Annotated in this window: 17 protein-coding genes; 8 read left to right on the forward strand and 9 right to left on the reverse strand. The window is 73.2% G+C overall.

The annotated features are described in order from the left end of the window. Positions 1–2 precede the first annotated feature (2 nt). Positions 3–476, reverse strand: a complete 474-nt coding sequence (locus IEY30_RS09820; RefSeq protein WP_052358305.1) for a universal stress protein — start codon at positions 474–476, stop codon at positions 3–5. A 181-nt stretch (positions 477–657) separates the two neighbouring features. On the opposite strand from IEY30_RS09820, the gene IEY30_RS09825 reads away from it, so the two are divergent. From IEY30_RS09825 to IEY30_RS09850, 6 genes are all read left to right on the forward strand, one after another. Beyond that, a complete protein-coding gene (locus IEY30_RS09825; protein WP_030193945.1) occupies positions 658–1,404 on the forward strand; it encodes a hypothetical protein in 747 nt (248 codons plus the stop codon). Between the two features lies 1 nt (position 1,405). Beyond that, positions 1,406–1,918, forward strand: coding sequence for a pyridoxamine 5'-phosphate oxidase family protein (locus IEY30_RS09830; protein WP_052358304.1), 513 nt, complete (start codon positions 1,406–1,408; stop codon positions 1,916–1,918). Positions 1,919–2,026: 108 nt separating this feature from the next. Beyond that, the gene (locus IEY30_RS09835) at positions 2,027–3,799 is read left to right on the forward strand and encodes a sensor histidine kinase (RefSeq protein ID WP_052358303.1); all 1,773 of its coding nucleotides are present in this window, start codon (positions 2,027–2,029) and stop codon (positions 3,797–3,799) included. Beyond that, on the forward strand, positions 3,775–4,527 hold the full coding sequence (locus tag IEY30_RS09840) for a response regulator (RefSeq protein ID WP_030193938.1): 753 nt from the start codon (positions 3,775–3,777) through the stop codon (positions 4,525–4,527). Before IEY30_RS09835 ends, IEY30_RS09840 begins: the two co-directional genes overlap by 25 nt. Positions 4,528–4,835: 308 nt before the next feature. After that, entirely contained in the window at positions 4,836–6,347 is a 1,512-nt protein-coding gene (locus IEY30_RS09845; RefSeq protein ID WP_052358302.1) for an LCP family protein, read from the forward strand. A gap of 87 nt (positions 6,348–6,434) precedes the next feature. Continuing rightward, on the forward strand, positions 6,435–6,983 hold the full coding sequence (locus tag IEY30_RS09850) for a copper chaperone PCu(A)C (protein ID WP_030193934.1): 549 nt from the start codon (positions 6,435–6,437) through the stop codon (positions 6,981–6,983). Between the two features lie 30 nt (positions 6,984–7,013). Here the strand turns inward: IEY30_RS09850 and glsA are convergent, their stop codons facing one another. The 3 genes from glsA to IEY30_RS09865 are packed head-to-tail and all read right to left on the reverse strand — an operon-like array spanning position 7,014 to position 11,360. Next, complete coding sequence (gene glsA, locus IEY30_RS09855; protein ID WP_043416013.1) at positions 7,014–8,093, reverse strand: glutaminase A; 1,080 nt, start codon at positions 8,091–8,093, stop codon at positions 7,014–7,016. Between the two features lie 21 nt (positions 8,094–8,114). Further along, the gene (locus tag IEY30_RS09860) at positions 8,115–9,764 is read right to left on the reverse strand and encodes an AbgT family transporter (RefSeq protein WP_030193930.1); all 1,650 of its coding nucleotides are present in this window, start codon (positions 9,762–9,764) and stop codon (positions 8,115–8,117) included. 60 nt (positions 9,765–9,824) lie between these two features. Further along, entirely contained in the window at positions 9,825–11,360 is a 1,536-nt protein-coding gene (locus IEY30_RS09865) for a leucyl aminopeptidase family protein (RefSeq protein WP_229674926.1), read from the reverse strand. Positions 11,361–11,479: 119 nt separating this feature from the next. Between IEY30_RS09865 and IEY30_RS09870 the strand changes: the two genes are divergently transcribed. After that, the gene (locus tag IEY30_RS09870) at positions 11,480–13,285 is read left to right on the forward strand and encodes an SLC13 family permease (RefSeq protein WP_030193926.1); all 1,806 of its coding nucleotides are present in this window, start codon (positions 11,480–11,482) and stop codon (positions 13,283–13,285) included. Here IEY30_RS09870 and IEY30_RS09875 read toward each other — a convergent pair. The 4 genes from IEY30_RS09875 to IEY30_RS09890 form a co-directional block, all read right to left on the reverse strand. Then, positions 13,260–14,354, reverse strand: a complete 1,095-nt coding sequence (locus tag IEY30_RS09875; protein WP_030193924.1) for a lysylphosphatidylglycerol synthase domain-containing protein — start codon at positions 14,352–14,354, stop codon at positions 13,260–13,262. The two genes, IEY30_RS09870 and IEY30_RS09875, sit on opposite strands and share 26 nt — an antisense overlap. Positions 14,355–14,359: 5 nt before the next feature. Then, positions 14,360–14,566: a DUF8691 family protein gene (locus IEY30_RS09880; RefSeq protein WP_030193921.1), complete on the reverse strand. Its 207-nt coding sequence runs from the start codon at positions 14,564–14,566 to the stop codon at positions 14,360–14,362. A gap of 99 nt (positions 14,567–14,665) precedes the next feature. Then, complete coding sequence (locus tag IEY30_RS09885) at positions 14,666–17,722, reverse strand: winged helix-turn-helix domain-containing protein (RefSeq protein WP_162180980.1); 3,057 nt, start codon at positions 17,720–17,722, stop codon at positions 14,666–14,668. Between the two features lie 506 nt (positions 17,723–18,228). Then, positions 18,229–19,629, reverse strand: a complete 1,401-nt coding sequence (locus tag IEY30_RS09890; protein ID WP_030193915.1) for an FAD-dependent oxidoreductase — start codon at positions 19,627–19,629, stop codon at positions 18,229–18,231. Between the two features lie 203 nt (positions 19,630–19,832). On the opposite strand from IEY30_RS09890, the gene IEY30_RS09895 reads away from it, so the two are divergent. Continuing rightward, on the forward strand, positions 19,833–20,186 hold the full coding sequence (locus IEY30_RS09895; protein WP_030193911.1) for an ArsR/SmtB family transcription factor: 354 nt from the start codon (positions 19,833–19,835) through the stop codon (positions 20,184–20,186). 9 nt (positions 20,187–20,195) lie between these two features. On the opposite strand, the gene IEY30_RS09900 is transcribed toward IEY30_RS09895, so the two are convergent. Further along, positions 20,196–20,729: a DinB family protein gene (locus tag IEY30_RS09900; protein ID WP_030193908.1), complete on the reverse strand. Its 534-nt coding sequence runs from the start codon at positions 20,727–20,729 to the stop codon at positions 20,196–20,198. Positions 20,730–20,778 lie beyond the last annotated feature (49 nt).

Genomic DNA, 20,778 nt, shown 5'->3' on the forward strand with positions numbered 1-20,778 from the left:
CGTCAGCGGGCGAGGACCACCGTGCTGAGCGCGTGCTCGAGCACCGCGCGGCTCGTCGAGCCGAGATTCATGCCCGCGAATCCTCCACTGCCGGTGGCTCCGAGCACGACCTCCTCAGCGGCGGCGGACAGGTGGATCAGCTCCTCGGCCGCGTGACCGGAGACGACCTGCTGCTCGATGAGGACGTCCGGGAAGTCGTCCGCCACCTCGTCCACGACCTCCCCGAGGTAGGCCTCGGTGGCCTCCTGGGGGTCGGCCGTGAACCACCACGGCGACGTGCCGACTCGCTCGGGCGGAGCCAATGGGTAGAGGTGCCACACCGCGACCACGACGACCATGTCCCCCTTGGCGCGCGCGTCGGCGCAGGCCCAGCGGAGCGCGATGCGACTCTGCTTAGAACCGTCCACCCCCACCACGATCCGGCCCATGCGTCGGTCGGCCGTCGGTCCACCCTCGGGGCGTGTCATCTCGTCCATGGTGCGTCACCTCTCCACCCAGCATGCGGCCCGCCGACCGCACGGTGGCAGGTGCAAGAGGCCTGTCCGTTTCGGGACCTTGGTCCCACCAACCCACGACCTTCGGCCGTGTCCCGGCCGTGGCGCTCGCAGGCACCATCGACGCAGCGCCGCGCCCGACGGCTTCGACCAGGAGAGCACCATGTGCACCGTCCTCATCACGTACTCCACCCCACCGCCGCCCAGCGAGACCACGACACCGGTCCAGGTCGGCCTGGTGCGGGAGGCCACCGCCCCGGTCCCGGCCACGGCGCGCGAGGAGTCGAACGTCGGCGAACCGTCCACCTCGTCCACCTCGTCCACGGAGCCGGCGGCGACCTGCGACGTGGTGACCGAGGTGACGCCGCCCGCACCGTCCTTCGCGGCCGCGACGGCCGGCATCGACGAGGCCATCGCCGCCACCATCGCCGACGAGCTGACCCGGGCCGGGCACCGGGTCGCGTGCCGGCCGAGCGTCGCCGTCACGACGACCGACGGCTTCGACCTCGTCCTCGCCGTCCACCGTCTCCGGGTCAGCCACCGCGACGGAGGCGCACCGCAGGCCATCGACGCGGACGACCCCCAGTCGGTCGAGGTGGCTCAGGGCACCCGGACCCCGAACGACGGGGAGTCGACGATCCCCATGACGTGGTGCGCCGACTGGCGTGCCGTGGACGCGTGGGCCCGCAGCGTCGGGGACCACCTCGTCCACCTCCTCGAGCTGCGCACCGAGCTGGCTCGCGTGCGCGCCGAGCTGGACCGCTGCCGCACCATGCTGCTCGCGGCAACACCGGAGCCGCGTGCGCTCTCCGCCGTCGAGCTCGGCCGTCCGGTCGCGCGGGGCGCGGCGGCCCACGGCGGGCGGCGGGCGCACCGGCTGACTCCGACCAGCCAGACCACAGGAGCCTGAGATGAACATGACCAGCCCCAGCAGCCACAGGGTGGGCCCCGACCGCACCCGCGCGCCGCACGCGCCGAGGTCGAACCGCAGGATCAACTACGTCGACCTGACGCCCACCGAGTGCCAGACCCTGCTCGAGTCCCGCGACGTCGGTCGCATCGGCTGGAGCGCCGGCCACGGCCCACAGATCTTCCCGGTCAGCTACGCGTGCGTGGCCGACCTCATCGTCTTCCGCACGTCGCCGTTCGGGGTGCTCTCCGAGCTCGTCCGCCCGACCCAGGTGGTCTTCGAGGTCGACGAGCTGGACGCCACCCGCCACACCGGCTGGAGCCTCATCGCCCGGGGACGCTGCCAGGCCGTCGCCTCGCCCGCCCTGCTGACCCACCTGTGGACCGTGGACGGTGCCGAGCCCTGGGCCGGGGGCGTGCGCAACGTCTTCATCGGGATCACGGTCGAGCGCCTGACGGGACGGTCGTTCGGCTCGCAGCGCGTGCCGACGGCGGCCCGGCGCGGGGCGCACTGACGGCCTGCTCACAACGCCCGCCGGAACGCCCCCCGGCCGGGCCCGCCGGGCCTAGCCTTGGGACATGACGTCGACGCGTGCGGCGACCCCGTGGGCCGTCATCGCGGCGTGCCCTCCGAGCACGGCCCGCTGATGGTCGTCCCCGTCCCGGCCCTCACCGCCGCGTCCGGACAGCCCGGGTCGGCTGAACGCCGGCTGCGCGAGCTGCTCGCCGCCAACCGCTCCGTCGTCTCCGAGCTCGCGCTCCCCGGGGTGCTGCGCCGGATCGTCGAGGCCGCCCGTGCCATCGCCGGGGCGCGCTACGCCGCGCTCGGCGTGATCGGCCCCGACGGCATGCTCGAGCAGTTCATCCACTCGGGCATGGACGACGCCACGGTCGAGCGCATCGGACACCTGCCCACCGGCCGCGGTGTGCTCGGCGCGCTCATCGAGCAGCCCGCCCCGATCCGACTGCACGCCATCTCCGACGACCCGCGGTCGGTCGGCTTCCCGTCCGGCCACCCGCCCATGAAGAGCTTCCTCGGGGTGCCAGTGCGGTCGCGGGGCGAGGTCTTCGGCAACCTCTACCTCGCCGAGCGCGTCGACGGGTCCGACTTCAGCGCCGACGACGAGGAGCTCGTCGTGGCGCTGGCGGCGAGCGCCGGTGTCGCGATCGAGAACGCCCGTCTCTACGAGGAGTCCCGGCGTCGGCAGGAGTGGCTGCGCGCGTCGGCGGAGATCAGCCGCGACCTGCTGCGGCCCGGCCTCGGTGACCAGGTCCTGCTCCGCATCGCCGACGCCATGCTGCGCCTGACCGACGCCGACGTCGTGACACTCGACTTCCCGGAGGGGCACGACGAGGCGGCAGCCGCGCCGGAGGCCCCCGAGGACGTGACCCATCTCGTCATCGAAGTGGCTCGGGGGGTGGAGACCGATGACCTGCTCGGCACGGCATACCTTTCGGCCCCGTCGCTCGCCGGCACGGCGATGCGCGAGCGACGCCCTGCCGTCTTCGATGGGACCGGCCCCGCCGAACCGGACCTGACCCCCGTCATCGCCGACGGGATCTGGGGTCCCGCCGTGGCGTGCCCCCTCGTCGGCGAGACCGACGTGCGCGGCGCGGTCGTCCTGGCACGGCGCGTCGGTAGCCACCCCTTCAGTCCTGCGGACGTCGAGACGGCCGAGCAGCTGGCGCTGCACGCCGCCGTCGCCCTCGAGCTCGCCGACGGTCGCCGAGACGAGGAACGCGTCGCGATGCTCGAGGAGCGCCACCGGATCGCCCGCGACCTCCACGACCACGTCATCCAGCGGATCTTCGCCACCGAGCTGACGCTCGAGGCCGCCAACGGACGCGCTAGCGACCCTGCCGTGCGCGAGGCGCTCGGGCGAGCCGTCGAGGACCTCGACGAGACGATCCGGCGCATCCGCACCACGATCTTCGAGCTTCAGGACATCCGGTCGTCCCTGGACCCGCGGGCCGTGCTCCTCGACGTCGTGACGTCGTCGACGGCGGGGCTCGGCTTCGAGCCGGCGCTGCGGCTCGAGGGACCCGTCGCGACCGTGCTCGACCCCGCGCTGCTCCACGACGTCACCGCGGTGCTGCGCGAGGGGCTGACCAACGTCGTGAAGCACTCACGGTGCACGCACGTCGACGTCCACGTGACGGTCACGCCGGCGTCCGTCACCGTCGAGGTCATCGACGACGGACCTCCGTTCACGCTGCCCGCGACGGCGTCGCCGACCGGCGAGGCGACCGGCGACGCGACCGGTGGTTCCGGGGCCGGCCACCGCCACGGGCTCGAGAACCTCGCGTGCCGGGCCCGGGCCCGCCACGGCGAGTGCACGCTGACCACGGACGAGAGGGGGACGGTGCTCACATGGACCGTGCCACAGACCAGGTGACCGAGCCGATCACGGTCTTCCTGCTCGACGACCACGAGATCGTCCGACGCGGGCTCATCGACCTGCTCGAGTCGCATGACGGCTTCCGGGTCGTCGGCGAGGCCGGCACCGCCGCCGAGGCCCTGCGCCGCATCCCCACCCTCGCGCCCCAGGTCGCGCTGCTCGACGCCCGGCTGCCAGACGGGAGCGGCATCGACGTCTGCCGTGACGTCCAGGTGAGCAGCCCCGGCACCCGGTGCCTCATCCTCACCTCCTACGACGACGACGAGGCGCTCTTCGCGGCGGTCATGGCAGGCGCCTCGGGCTACCTGCTCAAGCAGATCCGCGGGCCCTCCCTGACGGAGGCCGTGGAGCACGTCGCCGCCGGCCACTCCCTCATCGACCCGGCGCTCGTCGAGCGCCTGCTCGAGCGCATCCGCCGGCGTGAGGGGGGCGCCGACACCGAGCACGGTCACGACGGCCGTCCCGGGCATGCGAGGCACGACGGCCGGTCCGGGCCGTGGGCGGGTCCCGACTCCTTGACCGACCGGGAGCAGGAGATCCTCGACCTCATCGCCGAGGGCCTGACCAACCGCCAGATCGGCGTCCGGCTGCACCTGGCCGAGAAGACCGTCAAGAACTACGTGTCCGGGCTGCTCGCGAAGCTCGGTTTCGAGCGACGCACCCAGGCCGCGGTGTACGGCGCCCAGCACGGCGGCGAACCCGTCGACGGTCACGGACACCGCTGACGGCATACGCCGCGGGTGTCTGTAACGCATCGGCGCGGGCCGCGATGGTGTGGGTGAGGCGGCACCCGATCCCCCGAGCGGGTGCCGTCTCGCTGTCCCCGGCGCCCGCGACCACCTCGCCGCGTGGGGACGCCACCGCCGCCCCTACTGTTTGAAGGGCGACGATGCCGCCACGTGCCCTGTACCCGACGGGCCCGAGGACGAACAGCACATCTCGGGATCCTCACCCAACGCGCCGCGCGCTCTGCCTCCGCGGCGGCATCATGGAAGGTGGGTGACCTGCCGGGAAGCAGGCCGGGAGGAGCGCGATGGCAGCGGACGGGCCGCGCTGGCGCCGGGCGCTCGCCCTAACGGTCCTCGGGACGCTCGTCCCCGGTGCCGGGCTGACGCGGGCCCGCAACCGCTGGCTGGGCCGGCTCGGGTGGGTCATGGTCGCCGTCACGCTCGTCGTCCTGGGCACAGTCGCGTATGCCGTGTGGTCCCGCGGCTTCTCGAGCGCGGTCCTCGACGTGGTGTCGAGACCGGAGGCGCTGCGGCCCGCGGCGTTCGTCATCGCCGCCTGGGGCTTCCTCTGGTGCGCGTCGATCCTGCTGACCGCCGTGCAGGTCCGGCCCCGTCCCGGCGGGCGCCTCGGCGCCGTGCTGCTCGGCGCCTTCGCCGCGGTCATGGCCGGCGCGGTCGGGGCGGGGACCGTCGTCGCCGTCGACTACGCCCTCATCACTCGTGACACGGTCAGCGCCGTCTTCTCCGCCCCGCCACAGCAGCCCGGCGTCGGCGCGCGAGTGACCGAGGGTGCGGACCCGTGGGCCGCGCAGGCACGGGTCAACCTGCTGCTCCTCGGGTCCGACGCGGGCTCGGACCGCACCGGCATCCGGACCGACTCGATGATCGTCGCCAGCATCGACACGAGGTCGGGACGCACGACGCTCGTCTCGATGCCGCGCAACCTGCTCTACGCGCCGCTCGCCCCCGGCAGCCCGCTCCGCGCGCGCTACCCGTCCGGCCGATTCGGCGCGCCGGACCGCACGTGCGCGCAGAACGCCCCCGGCGAGACCGGGCAGTGCCAGCTGACCAACCTCTACGGCGAGGCGGAGGCGTATGCGCTCGACCACCCGGGCGCCTACGCCAAGGGCGTCGTGCCCGGTCGCGAGGAGGTCCGAGGCAGCGTGCAGCAGATCGTCGGGCTGCCCATCGACCACGTCGTCGTCATCGACCTCAGGGGCTTCTCGCTGCTCGTCGACGCGATGGGCGGGATCGACGTCAACGTCAAGGACGCCGGGACCGGTGGACCCCTGCCGGTCGGTGGCCACGTCACGGCGGACAACCGTGTCGTCGGCGTCAAGGAGTGGTTCCGCGCGGGACGGCAGCACCTCGACGGCTGGCACGCGCTCTGGTACGCCCGGTCGCGCGCGGCCGACAGCGACACCTACCGGCAGGCCCGGCAGCGCTGCGTCGTGCAGGCCATCGTCGAGCAGGTCGACCCGGCGGCGATGGTCCGGCAGTACCCCCGGCTGGCCCGGATCGCGCGCGACAACATCTACACCGACATCCCGGCCGCGAGCCTGCCGGCCTTCGTCGAGCTCGTCGAGCGCGCGCAGCGGGCCCGGCTCAACAGCGTCTCGCTGACGCTCGACGACGGCATCAAGCCGTGGGCACCCGACTACGCGAGGATCCGGGCCCTCGTGCGCCGCGGCATCGCGGCGCCGGCCCCGGCGAAGGCGGCGACGCCCTCGACGACACCGTCCCCGGGGCCGGCCGCTCCCCCGCGCCGGCCGCCAGCCACCCCGAGCCCGACGACGACGCCGTATGCGCAGTGCTGAGACCGGCTCCTCGCCGCACGTCCCGGTCCTCCCGATCACCCTCGAAGGGGGACTCGGGGTCAGGGTGACCCCTCCTGCCGTGACGACATGAGGACCAGCACCGTCGTCACCGCCGCGCTCCTGTCCGCGAGCCTCGTGCCGCTCGCCGCGTGCACGTCCCAACCGGACCCGGTGCAGGAGCGGATCACCAACCCGGCCCGCGGCACGAGCGTCAACGCCGAGACCGGCCGGATCCGCCTGCTCGCCACTCGCATCGACGCACCCGAGGAGCGCAAGCTGCTCGGGGGCTCCAACACCGGGCTGTTCACCACGCTCGCGAACGACGGCGACACGGCGGACCGGCTCGTGGCCGTGAGCACCGTCTACGCGCGGCAGGTCGTCATGCGCCCGGGCACCGACGGCACTGCGAGCCCGGTCCAGATCGAGGTCCCCGCCGCCGGCGTCGTGTCGCTGCAGTACCCGGGCGGCCTGCACCTCGAGATGGTCGGCCTCTTGGTCGACGTCCGGGCCGGGCGGCTGCTGCCCGTGACCTTCCGCTTCGAGAAGTCGGGCAGCGTCACGGTCAACGTCTTCGTCGACGGTTTCGGCCTGCCCACCGTCTCTCCGGTCTCAACCGTCGCGCCGGCCACTGGCTGAAACGCTAGACGCCGCAAGGGATCCCGCGCCTCACCCGCCCGGCGAGGTGGGGTGGGCAGTGGCCGGCTGGGTGGTGTGCGGGTCCGGGGCCGACGCGAAGACGTTGAGCCCCAGCGCCCTGCTCAGCGAGCGCGTGATGAGCTGCCCGCGGACGCTGTTGCCGGCGTCGTCGAGCAGCGGCGACCACACGGCCAGCCCGCCCTTGCCCGGCGCGACCGTCACGACGGCGCCGCTCACGCCGCTCTTGCCCGGCAGCCCGACCTCCCACAGCCAGTCGCCCGACAGCTCGTAGAGCCCGGCGGTCGCCATGACGGCGAGCACGTGCGCGCACGTCCGGTCCGACACGACGCGCGCGCCGGTCAGGGGGTTCACCCCTCCGTCCGCGAGGGTGGCTGCCATGACGGCGAGGTCGTGCACATCGACCGACACCGAGCACTGTCTCGTGTAGAGGTCGGTCGCGACGTCGGGGTCGCAGTGCAGGCGACCGTAGCTGTGGAGCAGGTGGGCGATGCTGCGGTTGCGCAGGTTGCTGGCGGACTCGCAGGCGTAGACCTCGTCGTCGACCTCGAGGGTGCGCCCGGCGAAGGCGGACAGCCCGCCGAGGACGACGTCCCAGGCCCGGTCCGGGGAGTCGGCCGGGTCCGCGGCACCTCGGGCGGGGCGCCGGGCAGCGACCTCGGGGGCCAGACTGGTCGCGGCGATGGCGCCGGCGTTGACCATGGGGTTCATGGTGCGGTGGTCGTGCAGCTCGACGGCCATGACCGAGTTGAAGGCGAGCCCGGTCGCGTTGGCGCCCAACAGGTTCCGAGCCCGGTCCGGTCCGAGGGCCTCGACGACGAGCGCCAGCACGAAGGGCTTCGACACGCTCTGGATCGAGAAGCGCACAGCCGCGTCACCGACCTCGAAGGCACGTCCCGTCACGGAGACCACCGAGGCCGCGCACCCGGTCGGGTCCGCGGCCGCGAGCTGGGAGATGTAGGTCGCGACCGCGCCGTCGGTGACGTGCCGGTGCTCGTCGTAGGCCGCCTGCACGAGCTCGCCGACCGTGGTGTCCTCGGGCAGGTGGCCCGTCGACACCTGCGCGAAGGGCCCGTCCGGGTCCACGTCCACCTCACCCACCTGTGCCGCCTGTCAGTTGAGGTGGACGGGAGCGCCCGGTCCCCACGGGATCCCGACGAGGTACCAGACGACGAAGAAGATGATCCACGTGACGAGCACGATCGCGGTGTAGGGGATCATCATCGACACGACGGTGCCGAGACCGGACCTGCGCTGGTACCGCTGGCAGACGAGGACGATGAACGGCAGGTAGACCATGAGCGGCGTGATGACGTTCATCGGGCCGTCGCCGACGCGGTAGGCCGCGATCACCGTCTGCGGCGCGATGCCGAGCCGGTAGAAGAGCGGGATGAAGATCGGGGCGAGGATCGCCCACTTGGGGATGACGCCCGGCATGATCAGGTCGATGACGGCGACGAGCAGGATGAAGCCGATCAGCAGGGCCAGGGCCCCGATGTTGGCGCTCTCGAGGAGGTCGGCGAGGCCGGTCGCGGCGAGCTTGCTGATGTTCGAGTAGTTGAAGTACGCGATGAACTGGGCGATGAGCAGCATGAGGAAGATCAGGCCACCCAGGCCGTTGAACGTCTTGACGATGGCGTTGATGACGTTGGTTCTGCCGGTCAACGTCCTGGCTCCCCTGCCGTAGCCGAGGCCGGCCGCGAGGAAGAGCATCGAGATGATGAAGAGCAGGCTGCTCATGAACGGTGAGGAGCCGAAGATCTCGCCGGTGTCGGGGTTCCGCAGCGGAGCACCGGGCAGCGCCGTCAGCAGGGTCACGACGGCGACCGCGACGAGCGTCCAGATGAGCGACATCCGCAGGCCCCGTGACTCGAGCGCCATCTCCTCGTCGGTCTGGACGGTCTCGGCGGGAGCCTCCTCGGCCGCCTCGGAGGAGTCCCACCTGCCGAGGCGCGGCTCGAGCAGCCGCTCGGTCACCCACGTCATGACGACAGCACAGAAGATGAGCGATGCGGTGCTGAAGAAGAAGTTCTGCGTCACGTTGAGCGTGACGCCGGGCGCGACGAGGCCGATGGTCTCGTTCGTGACCTCCGTGATGATGCCGTCGGCCGGCGTGATGAGGACGTTGACGAAGAACGCCGCGCTGACGCCGGCATAGGCCGCCGCGATGCCCGCCAGCGGGTGCCGCCCCAGCGAGACGAAAGCCGCTGCGCCCAGGGGGATGAGCACGAGGTAGCCGGCGTCGGACGCGACGCTGGAGATGCCGCCGAGCAGGACGATGATGAAGGTGATCGCGCCGCGGGGAGCGACCTTGACCATCGTGCGGATCAGGGCGGCGATGAGGCCGGCCTCCTCGGCGACACCGACGCCGATCATGGCGACGAGGATGACCGCGACGACGCCGAAGTCGTTGAAGTTCTGCACGGCCGTCGTGAAGATGAAGCGGATGCCGTCACCGGTCAGCAGGCTGTTGGCGGTGATCGTCTCGCGCTCGATCTCGTAGTCCGGGACCGCCCCCGTCGGTGGGTGCGGGTAGCCCGGCACCGCGGTGCCGCCCTCGTAGTCGGGCACGGCCGGGACCGAGCCCGGCTCGGCGACGTCGGTCGTGACGCTCGCACCCGTCAGGTAGAGCACGTGCGAGAGCACGATGACCCCGATGATGAGCGCGAGGAAGATCAGCGCCGGGTGGGGCACCTTGTTGCCGAGCCGCTCGATGGCGTCGAGGAAGCGCTGGGTGCCGCCCGACCTCCCCTGGCCCCGCACCTCGCCCGGACGACTCGTCGGACCCCTGGCCGGACGAGTCGTGGGCCCGGGCGGCCGTGCTCATGACCCGGTCCCGGACCCGGCCCCACTCCCCGACGGCCGCTCGAAGGCGCACGCAAGCTCGACGAGCAGGCGGCTGCCGAAGGCGGTGGCGCCCTTGTTGCGCCAGCCACGGGCCTCCGGCAGCTGCGCCGTGCCCGCGATGTCGATGTGCGCCCAGGGCTTGTCGCCGACGAACTCCGCGAGGAAGAGCGCTGCGGTGATCTGGCCGGCGTTGGGTCCGCCCATGTTGGTCATGTCGGCGATCGGCGACTCGAGCTGCGAGCGGTAACGGCGGTGGAGCGGCAGGGGCCAGACCGGCTCGTCGACGGCGTCGCCCGCCGCGCGCACCTGGTCCACGAGGGCCGGGGAGTTGCCCATGACCCCGGCGACGTCGACGCCGAGGGCGCGCAGGCAGGCCCCGGTCAGGGTGGCGATGTCGACGATGGCGTCGACGTCGAGCTCGACCGCGAGTGCGAGCGCATCGGCCATGACGAGGCGCCCCTCGGCGTCGGTGTTGAGCACCTCGACCGTCTTGCCGTTCCGCATCTGGAGCACGTCGCCGAGCTTGAGCGCCGAGCCGGACGGCATGTTGTCGGTGCACATGAGGTAGCCGGTGACCTCGGTCTCGCAGCCGGCGTCGCGCAGGGCCGTCATCGCCGCGAGCACCGTCGCAGCGCCGGTCATGTCGTTCTTCATCTGCGCGTGCGACTCGTCGCTCGGCTTGAGGCTGATGCCGCCGGAGTCGTACATGATCCCCTTGCCGACGAGGGCGAGGTGGCCCCGCGACGGCCCCTCCGGCACGTAGTGCAGCCGCACCATGCGCGGCTCCTCGACACTGCCCAGGTTGACCCCGAGCAGACCGCCGCAGCCCATCTCGACGAGCTCGTCCTTGCCGACGACGTCGACCTCGAGCCCGGCGGCGCCGCCCAGCTCCTGCGCCACCTCACCCATGCGGGTCGCCGTGAGCACGGCCGCGGGGCAGTTGGCGAGGTCGCGGCCGAGCGCGGCGGCCCGGGCCAGCACCTCACCCCGGCGCACCCCGGCCACCACGGCCTCGGAGTGCTCCGCGGGAGTGACGAGGACGAGCCGCTCGAGGACCTGGTCCTCGGCCGAGTCGCTGATGCGGAAGCGCCACCGCGCGAGCAGCACCCCCTCGGTCACGGCCCGCGCGAAGTCGGCCGGGGACAGCCCGATGTCGCGGTCCGGCAGCTCCGCCGCGAGCCTCGTGTGCTGCGGTACGGCGCGGGCGAAGGCCGCAGCCAGGTCCCGCACCGAGGCCTCGTCGATGTCGCCGACGGCCCCGATCCCGACGGCCACGAGGGCGCGACCGCCGCTCGGCAGCACGAGCGTCTCGCCGTGCTTGCCGGTGAACCCGGCGGCGGCCAGGGCCGTCGAGTCCTGGCCGATCTCGGCCGGCGGCTCGGCGCCCTCCGCGACCGGCACGGCGACGGCGCCGACCTCGTCGGGGCCGGGCAGCTGGGTGACGACGTCGACGGCTGCGGACGACCGCGTGGACGGGACGGGATCCAGAGTGCGCATGGCTGGGGTGCTCACGACGACTCCTTCCGAGGGCAGGGACCTGGGGTCCTTCCGAGCATGTCCGCCGAGCCGTTCATCCCGATTCACCCGTCGGGGGTGACCGGCCCGCGGGCGGCGACGACCACGATGAGACGGTGAGCCCGGCCACCACGAGCCTGGTCGTCCTCGGGGCGACCGTGGTCCTCTTCGTCTGGAACCGCCTGCCCGTCGGTGGCGTGGCGGTGCTGACCTGTCTCACCCTGTATGCCACGGGTCTCGTCGACGCGACCACGGCCCTCTCCGGCTTCGGCGACCCCGTCGTCGTCTTCATCGCCTCGCTCTTGGTCGTGAGCGAGGCCATCGACTCGGCGGGCGTGACCACGTGGGCGGGCCAGCGGCTCATCGACGTCGTCGGCGACGGGGCCGTGCGCCTCATGGTCGCGGTGCTCGGGCTGTGCGCGGTCCTGACGGCCGTCATCACGCTCAACGGCTCGGTCGCCGCCCTGATGCCCATGGTCCTGGTGCTCGCCACCCGCCTGAAGCGGTCCCCGTCGCTCATGCTGATGCCGATGGCCTTCGCCGGGAGCGCCGGCTCGCTGCTCGCCCTCACCGGCAGCCCGGTCAACGTCATCGTCTCCAACGCGGCCGTCGACGCCGGGTCGCAGCCCTTCCGGTTCTTCGACTTCGCGGTGGTCGGCCTGCCGCTCGTCGTCGTGACGATCGTGCTCGGGGTGGTGCTCGGCCCCCGGGTGCTCCCCCGGCGGCCCTCGACCCGGCCGGTGCGCGACCTCGGTCGCCACGCCGACCGGCTCGCGGCGTACTACGAGCTGCACGACGGCTTCTACCGTCTCCGGGTGCGACCCGGCTCACCGGTCGTCGGGGTGCCGGCCGGGAGACTCGACCTCACGGCATACCCCGGTGTGACGCTCATCGGCGTGCAGAGCGCGGGCGGCCACGCCGTCACGGGCACGACCGCGGTCGACGACGACGACGTCGTCATCGTCAGCGGTGCCAGCGACGCCGTCGGGCGCCTCGTGCCCGAGCTGCGCCTCGCGGTCGCGATGCGACCCATCACCGTCCGGACCGCCGGGATCATGAACCGCGAGGTGGGCGTCGTGGAGGTCGTCGTGCCTCCCCGGTCACCGCTCGTGGGCGAGACGTCGTTCCCCGGCCAGCTGCGGGGCACCGATCTCGTCGTGCTCGGCATCCGCCGTCTCGGGCGCGACGTCGGTGCGTCGCCGCTCGAGCTGACGGCGGGCGACAGCCTCCTGCTGCACGGCACGTGGACCTCGATCGAGGAGCTCGTGCACGACCGCGACGTCCTTCTCGTCGACTCACCCGATCTTGTTCGGCGACAAGCGGTTCCACTTGGCGCGAGATCCGGGCGGGCCATCGTCGTGCTGCTCGCGATGGTGGTGCTGCTCGCGCTCGGCGTCGTGCCGCCGGCGATCGCGGGCCTCGCCGCGGCGACGGCGATGGTGCTGACGCGGGTGGTGAGCGTCAACCAGGCCTACCGCGCCGTGTCGTGGCAGACCGTCGTCCTCATCGGCGGGCTCATCCCGCTCTCGACCGCCATCGAGACGAGCGGCGCCGCGGGCCTCGTCGCCAAGGGCCTCATCGACGTCGTCGGCAGCGGCCGGCCCTACCTGCTGCTCGTCGCGCTGTTCGCCCTGACGGCCGTCGTCGGCGAGGTGGTCAGCAACACCGCGACGGTGCTCATCGTCGTGCCGATCGCCGTGGCCGCGGCCCAGGAGACGGGGGTCTCGGTCCAGCCCGTGCTCATGCTCGTGGCGGTCGCCGGGGCCGCCTCGCTGCTCACCCCGATCTCGACCCCGGGCAACATGATGATCATGGGGCCGGGTGGCTACCGCTTCGGCGACTACTGGCGGCTCGGTCTGCCCGTGCTGCTCGTCTGGATGGCAGTGGCCGTCACGCTCATCCCGCTCGTGTGGCGCTTCTGACCTCGGCCGCCTCTGCGGCGTGCTGCCGGCGCCACCAGGTGACGGTGCCCGCGCCGAGGACGAGTGGCACGAGCATCCAGCACACCCGGAAGACGACGAGACCTGCGACCGCCGTTGCCTCGTAAGGGCCCTGCTCGAGGCCGAGGATCGCGATGACAGCCGCGTCGAGCACGCCGACACCGCCGAAGGGCAGCGCCGTCAGGGGGTAGCTGACGAGGAGGGCGATGACGATCGTGACCGCCGACGCCGCCGAGGCCGGCATGCCGGCGAAGCGCAGAGAGAGCAGGAGCAGAAGAGCCTCGCTGAGCACGAGAGCGAACTGGCACGCCATGGCCGGTGCCCAGCCGCGGCGCAGCACGTGGGCCGCCTGCCGCACGAACCGGGCCGCCCGGCTCGCCCACTCGACGGGGTCGACGCGCGCCGAGAAGCGGCGCAGCCGGACGGCCGTCCACTCCGTGGCCCGGGCCGCGGGGCGTTCACCGCGGGACGCGATGACGAGGGCGGCCACCACGACGAGGCTGACGGCTCCGCTCGTGAGGGCCGTCCACGCATACGTCGGCTCGACCTGACCGGCGACGACGGCGAGCCCCAGGCCGAGGACCGGCGCCCCGAAGCGGGCGACGTAGTAGGTCACGGTGTTGAGCGAGATCCCGGCGATGCCCTCGGTGGGCGGGGTCCCCCACGAGCGCACCATCGCGATGCGCAGCACGACGTCGCCCGGTGGAGGCGCCACCGTCGCGACGAGGTTGGCTGACAGGTCGTTGGACACGGCCCGGCGCAGCCCAAGTGACGGGACGAAGACCGCGAGGGGGCCGGCGTTGAGGCACTGGCGCACCGCGACGACCGCGAGCAGGCAGACGACCTCGAGGACCCCGAGCTGCGTGACGGCGTCCCAGACCGCGGGCCAGTCGACGCGGCGCACGACGCGGCTGAACCACCACAGGGCTACGAGGACGAGCGCCATCTTGAGCGCTCCGGCGAGCAGGCCCACCCGCCGGATGCCTCCGGTCGTCGTCTCGCGAGGCCCGCCCTCGCGGGCTGGGTCGGGCTCCTCCGACTCGTCGGGCACGCCTGTCAGTCCGGGAGCCGGCGCAGCTCGAGCAGCGTGAAGCCGAGGTCCTGGAAGCGGTCGAGGATGCCGTGCAGGTGCGGGGCGTCGATGACGTCGCCGTACATGACCGACCCGGTGGTGCCGATCGCGACGGTCGACTCCTCGAGCTCGGGGAAGGCCGAGCGGGCGACGTCGGGGATGTGCTCGACCAGGATGAACTCGTAGCGCACGCTGCCCCCTCCACGGGTCGATCCGATGCCGAAAGCTCCTGGATCGATCGTGCCGCGCCGCGTGCAGCGCGACGTCACCCCGGGCGGGTGAGCGTCGCCCTACAGCAGGCCCAGACGCCGCGCGGCGGCCACGGCGTCACGCCGTGAGCCCACCCCGAGCTTCTGGAAGAGCGAGCGGAGCTGGGTCTTGACCGTGTTGCGGCTGACCGCCCGGGCCTGCGCGATCTCGGCCACGGTGAGCAGGGACGGCAGCTCGCGGAGCAGGCTCAGCTCGCGCGCGCTCAGGGCGACGTCGAGCAGCGGCTCCGCGGGAAGGTCCGCGAGAGCACGTGCCTGCACGTTGAGCTCACCGACGAAGGGCTCCAGCTCTCCGAAGCGACCAGCGCCGGCCGCGAGCACGTCGGCGACCTCGGGAGCGACCTCGAGGACCATCCGCAGGGCGCGCTCGGGCGCCGCGAGGGTCAGCGCCGCGACGAGCTCCTCGTGGGCGACGGTCGGCTGGGCGTTGCGGTGGGCCACGACAGCAGCGACGAGGTGCGCGGTGACCGCGACCCGCAGGCGCGGCCTCTCGGGGAGCGCGGCCGCCGCGTCGCCCTGGGCCTTGACGGAGTCCTCGACAGGGCGGTGGGCCGGGTCGGCGGCCGGGTCCGCTTTCAGGTCCGGGCTCGGGTCGGTGGGCAGGTCGGTGGGCAGGCCGGACGCCAGCACGGGAGCCACGGCCGCCCGGGCCGCGGAGTCCTCTCCCGCGCGAAGATGACGGACCGCCGCCATCGTCGCGACCTCGGCGGCCGCGCCGGGAAGCCCCTCGCAGAGCTGCTCGACCTCGCGGGCGAGACGCGGGAAGCCCGCGAGCAGGACGACGCGGTGGGCACGGGAGAGCTCCCCCACGGCGAGCACGGAGGTCATCGAGACCTCCCCCACGCCGCGGGCACCGGCCATGACCCGGTCCACGACGTCCTGCCGCACGCCGGGCTGGCCGGCTCCCTCGATGAGGTCGAGGTTGGCCTCGAGCATGCGGGCCAGGCGTGCCAGCTGCTCGAGCCCGCGCGCTGCCGTCGACATCTCGCCCGCGGGCGCACCTGCCTCGGCGCCGCCCCGGGCCTGCTCCTGCATCATCGACAGGACCACGCCCAGCAGCTCCAGTGCGGCCTCGTTGCGACCGCGGGCGGTCGCGTCGTCGAGCACGTTGAAGGCGGCCCATCCGGCGAGGACCTGGGCCGGTAGCAGCCGGGGCGACCCGGCCCATGGCGTGGCCTGGGACTCGACGAGCACGCGCTCGGACCACGTAGACATCTCGGCGAGGTCCTCACGGGCAGCGGCCACGGAGGCCATACCCACCATCGCCTGCAGTGCCGGCAGCTGGTGGCCGGCCGCCCGCGCCGTCGAGAGCGCCGACGCGTAGGCCGCCCTCGCCTCGCCGAAGCGTCCGGAGCCGAGGAGGACGTCGCCGCTCGTCAGCTGGTCGAGCAGCATGAGGTCGGCCTCGGCGTGGGGCACCCGACCGACCGCCAGCCCGTGCCCGGGCCCGTGCGCCCGCGAGGAGGCGTCGGGGCGCACGTCGTCGGCGAGCGCACGCAGCGCTGCGCGGTCAGGGACGGGATGACCCTCGGACCAGGTGCTGTAGGTCGAGTTCAGCTCCGCCGCAAGGCCTTTGGCGAGCCGATCGGCGCTCGTCGGGCCCGAGTCCGTGGCCGAGTCCGTGGCCGAGTCCGTCGCGTCGCCGTCGGGGTGTCCGACAGTGTCCTTCCCCACGAAGGCGAGCCAGCGCAGCCCGACCGACAGGAGCCGCTCGAGCGGCAGCGCCGACGGGTCGACGTCAAGGTCGTCGGTGAGCTCGCCGGTCAGATCGTTGGGCTCCGGCTCGGTGAACCAGGACCCGGGTCCGGTCACGAGCGACGCGAGCTGGCGACGCGCCGCCTCCGGGTCGGAGAGGTCGAGGCTGGCCAGCGCCGCGACGGCCGTCATGACGGGGTCATCGGTGCGGACGGTGCGCACCGCCGCCTCGACCTCGGAGGCACGTCCGTCGAGCAGGAGGTGCAGCGCGTGCTGGTGGATGACGTCGCTCATGAGGTCGAGGTCGCCCGCGGCCTCCGCGTGACGCAGCGCCTGCCCGGGGACGTCGTGGGCGGCGTACCACTGGGCGGCGCGGGCGTGGACCTCACGAGCCCCGCGGACGCTGCCCGCCTCGAGCATCGCGCCGAGGTAGCTGCGCAGGAGCACGTGGTAGCGGTACGTCGGCGTGCCGACCCGGTCGACGGTCACCATCGCGTTGTCGGCCGAGAGCGCGTCGAGGAGCGCGCCGGCGTCGTCCCGACCCGTCACCGCCGCACCGAGGTCGGCCGTGAGGTCCTCGAGGACCGAGGTGGACAGCAGGAAGTCGCGCGTCGCCGCATCGAGGCTCGCGAGCACCTCCTCGACGAGGTAGCCGGACATGGCCCGGTCGCTGCGCGCGAACTCCCCCAGGAACTCGTCGACGTCCCGCCCCCGCGCGAGCGACACCGCGGCGAGCGCGACACCCGCGGCCCAGCCCTCGGTGAGCTCCTGGAGGCGGCGCACCTGATGGTCCTCGAGCTGCAGGTCGTGCCGCGAGAGCAGCTCCCGGGTGTCGTCGAGGGAGAATCGGAGGTCGTGCTCCCGCACCTCGACGAGCCGCTCCTCGAGGCGCAGCCGGGCCAGGTGCAGCCCGGGGTCGGAGCGGGTCCCGATGATGACGTGCAGGTGCGCCGGCGCCCATCGGACGAGCAGCTCGACGAGGTCGAGGCAGCGCGGGTCCCGCACGAGGTGCAGGTCGTCGAGGACGACCCAGACGTGCCGCGCAGCGGTGGCTGCGATCTCGAGCAACCGGGTCACGAGGGCCTGGCCGACCGCGCCCACAGCCGACTGGTCAGGCTCGTCCGCGAGCCACGGCGCGGTCGGGAGGGCCGCCGCCCGGACGGCGCCGAGGAGGGTCTCGGCCATGACCTGCGGGTCGTTGTCCTCGCGGTCGAGCGAGGCCCAGGCGATCAGGTCGCCGCGCCGCTCCAGCTCGCCGGCCCAGTCGGCGAGCAAGGTCGTCTTGCCGGTGCCCACGGAGCCGGCGACGAGCACCATCGTCCCGGCACCACGGTCGGTGGCCGAGATCAGGGGCGCGGGCGCCCGGATCGTGCTGCGGCGCACCGTGCGTCCCGTGAGCCCGGGCACCCGGTGCTTGGGTGACGTGCGGGTCGCGGCGCGCCCGACCCCTGTCGGGCGAGCCCCGGTCCGGTCACCGGTCCGGTCGGCTCGATCTCCGGTCGTGCTGACGGCCCCCGAGTCCACGGTCGTCAGCGCCCCTCCGCCGACCCCGGGCGGTCTCCTGCGCCAGTGAGCGGGTGCCGTCGAACGGCTGGTGCGGGACAACGACGCTGCGAGGGTCATCACGGTGCACTTTCGGGAGGGGCACGGCTGCGACACGTCCGGGACGAGCGCTCGACCGCCGTCCTCCGCGGTGCCTCCGAGGTGACCGGCCGCTCGACCCGATTTCACCGTAGCGTCGCGCGGTCACCCCGGCGCGTTTTCAGGCGCTTCCGGCTCGGGGCGTCCGGATGCTGGCCACGGCGGCCGGGGAGGCAGGGACCCTCGGGTGGCGCCACGGAGTCGTCAACGCGTGGCCGGTGCGGTCGGCTTGTCGCCGTGGAGCGGCGTCAGCATCCGGCGGGTCCGCACGCCGCGCCGCCGCCCGACGGCGCGCCGAGGTGGACCAGCTGCGGCACCGCGGGCGCGCAGCAGCCACCGGCCTCCGCGGCGTCGGCCTTCGTGGCGTCGGGGGCGCCGGGGGCGTCGAAGAGACCTGCTCCTCCGCAGACCCCGGTCTCGGGGAGGGTGAGCTCGACGCGGGAGGCGGCCTCGATGTCGCCGGCCAGGGCTGCGGCCACCGAGCGGACCTGCTCGTAGCCGGTCAGGGCGAGGAACGTCGGCGCGCGGCCGTATGCCTTCATGCCGACGACGTAGACACCCTGCTCCTCGTGGGCGAGCTCGCTCGCGCCGTGCGGGTAGACGGTGCCGCACGAGTGGACGTTGGGGTCGATGAGCGGGGCAAGGCCGACCGGCGCCTCGAGCCGGGCGTCGAGGCGCAGCCGCAGCTCCGACATGATCGAGTGGTCGGGGCGGAAGCCGGTGAGGCCGATGACCTCGTCGAGCCCCTCGACACGTCGGCCGTCCTCGGCCACGAGCGCCACCGTGCCGGTGTCCTCGCTCTCGACGGCCTGGGTGCGGAATCCGGTGACGACCTCGACGAGTCCCGCCGACACGGCGTCGCGGGCGCGGAGTCCGAGGGCGCCACGGGCCGCGAGCTGGTCCGCGTCACCGCCGCCGTATGCGTTGCCGACACCCCCGCGTCGCAGGACCCACACGGCCTTGGTGCCGGGCACCTCCTGGGCGAGGGTGGCGAGGGCGACGAGTGCGGTCAGGGCCGAATGACCTGACCCGACGACAGCCGTGCGCCGGCCGCCGAAACGCGTGACGTCGCTTGCCGCATCGACGTCCGGGACGCGGTGGGACAGATGTGCCGCGACGGCGGGCTCGCGCTCCCCGTCGGCCGGGTAGCCGTCGCTGCCGAGCGGGTTCGGGCCCGTCCAGGTGCCGGAGGCGTCGACGACGGCCCCGGCGACGAGGCGAGCCGTGCTGCCGTCGCTGCGGTCCACGTGGACCGTGAACGGCTGCTCCTCGCGGCCGGAGTCGACGACGCGGTCCCGGCCCCGGCGCGCCACGCCGGTCACGGTGGCGCCGTAGCGGACGCGGTCGGCGAGGGCGTCGGCCAGCGGCTGGAGGTAGTCCTGCACCCACTCGCGGCCGGTCGGGTAGCGGGTCGGGTCGGGATCGGTCCAACCTCGGCCGGCCAGCAGCCGCCGAGCCGCCGGGTCGATGAGCTCGGACCACCGGGAGAAGAGCCGCACGTGCCCCCAGGACCTGACGGAGGTGGCAGCCCGCTCCCCGCGCTCGAGCACGACGGGGTCGAGCCCGCGCTCGAGCAGGTGGGCCGCGGCGGCCAGACCGACCGGGCCGGCGCCGATGACGGCGACGGTCCCGAGGGGCAGGTCGGGCACGACGGGCTGGTGCGACGCGCTCGCGCCAGAGTCGGTGCTCGCGCCGGTGGGTGCTTCAGTGCTTGCGTGGGTCGCGCGGGTCACGGGACTGCCTCCGGGTCGGTCTGCGGTGGGGTGGCGGCACAGCACATCGTTGTTTCGATGGTTGTCGATGCCGACATGGCCATGTTGCGGCTGACATAGACAGATGTCAACATAGGTATATGTCAAAGCCGTTGCCCGTCCTCGACGTCATCGAGACATCCTGCTGCGCGCCTCTCGCCCGTGCGCCGATCGGCGAGGCGGATGCCGAGCGGGTGGCCGCCATGTTCAAGGCCCTGGGCGACCCGGTGCGTCTGCGGCTCTTCTCGAAGGTCGCGTCGTCCGAGGGCGGGGAGGCCTGTGTCTGCGACATCCAGGACGTCGGCGTCTCGCAGCCCACGGTCTCGCACCACCTCAAGAAGCTGCGGGAGGCCGGACTGCTGGAGTCCGAGCGCCGGGGCAGCTGGGTCTACTACCGGCTGGCGCCCTCGGCACTCGCGGTGATGGCCGACCTGCTGGCCCCGGTCCGGGCCTGAGCCGGCCGGCTACCCCCGGAGCGTCAGCTGGGTGCGGTGGAAGTCGTAGTGCCGGCAGCCGTAGGCGTACACCTCGGCCAGCGTCATCGTGGGCTCGAAGAAGGGGTCCCAGCCGACCGGGAAGTGCATGGTGCGACCGAGTGCCCGGTCCGACTCTGCGTCCAGCCGACGGTGCAGCCGAGCGATGGTGCGGTCGAGCCGGCGGGTGAGTCGCGGACCGTGGAAGACGAGTGCGCCGCCGACGGACCCGAGGTAGTTGACGAGGTGGAACGGCCGGGTGGCAGCGTCGAGCAGCGCCGCGAAGGCCCTGCCGAACCCGTCGGGCAGTCGCCCGAAGATCCTCACGAGCGGGAGCAGCCGCTGCACGACGAGGAAGCCGAACGCCATGTGCCACAGCAGCTGGCCGTTGGTCCAGCGGGTGCCGTCGCTGCGTCGACGCAGGTCCGCCGCCCCCGCAGCGGCGACGAGCAGCGCGAAGTCGGCCCGCACCCTCTCCAGCTCCTCGTGGATGCCCTGCCTGCCGGTCGACGCGGACGTGGCCATGAGCCAGTCTCCCGCGGGACGGCCCCACGTGGCGGCCTCCGCCGGGTCC

The organism is Terrabacter tumescens (genome assembly GCF_014646815.1).
GTDB classification, from domain to species: domain Bacteria; phylum Actinomycetota; class Actinomycetes; order Actinomycetales; family Dermatophilaceae; genus Terrabacter; species Terrabacter tumescens.

Coding starts and splice junctions, on each gene's coding strand:
- IEY30_RS09820 (WP_052358305.1), bottom strand. CDS start 476: ATGGACGAGATGACACGCCCCGAGGGTGGACCGACGGCCGACCGACGC.
- IEY30_RS09825 (WP_030193945.1), top strand. CDS start 658: ATGTGCACCGTCCTCATCACGTACTCCACCCCACCGCCGCCCAGCGAG.
- IEY30_RS09830 (WP_052358304.1), top strand. CDS start 1,406: ATGAACATGACCAGCCCCAGCAGCCACAGGGTGGGCCCCGACCGCACC.
- IEY30_RS09840 (WP_030193938.1), top strand. CDS start 3,775: ATGGACCGTGCCACAGACCAGGTGACCGAGCCGATCACGGTCTTCCTG.
- IEY30_RS09845 (WP_052358302.1), top strand. CDS start 4,836: ATGGCAGCGGACGGGCCGCGCTGGCGCCGGGCGCTCGCCCTAACGGTC.
- IEY30_RS09850 (WP_030193934.1), top strand. CDS start 6,435: ATGAGGACCAGCACCGTCGTCACCGCCGCGCTCCTGTCCGCGAGCCTC.
- IEY30_RS09895 (WP_030193911.1), top strand. CDS start 19,833: ATGTCAAAGCCGTTGCCCGTCCTCGACGTCATCGAGACATCCTGCTGC.
- IEY30_RS09900 (WP_030193908.1), bottom strand. CDS start 20,729: ATGGCCACGTCCGCGTCGACCGGCAGGCAGGGCATCCACGAGGAGCTG.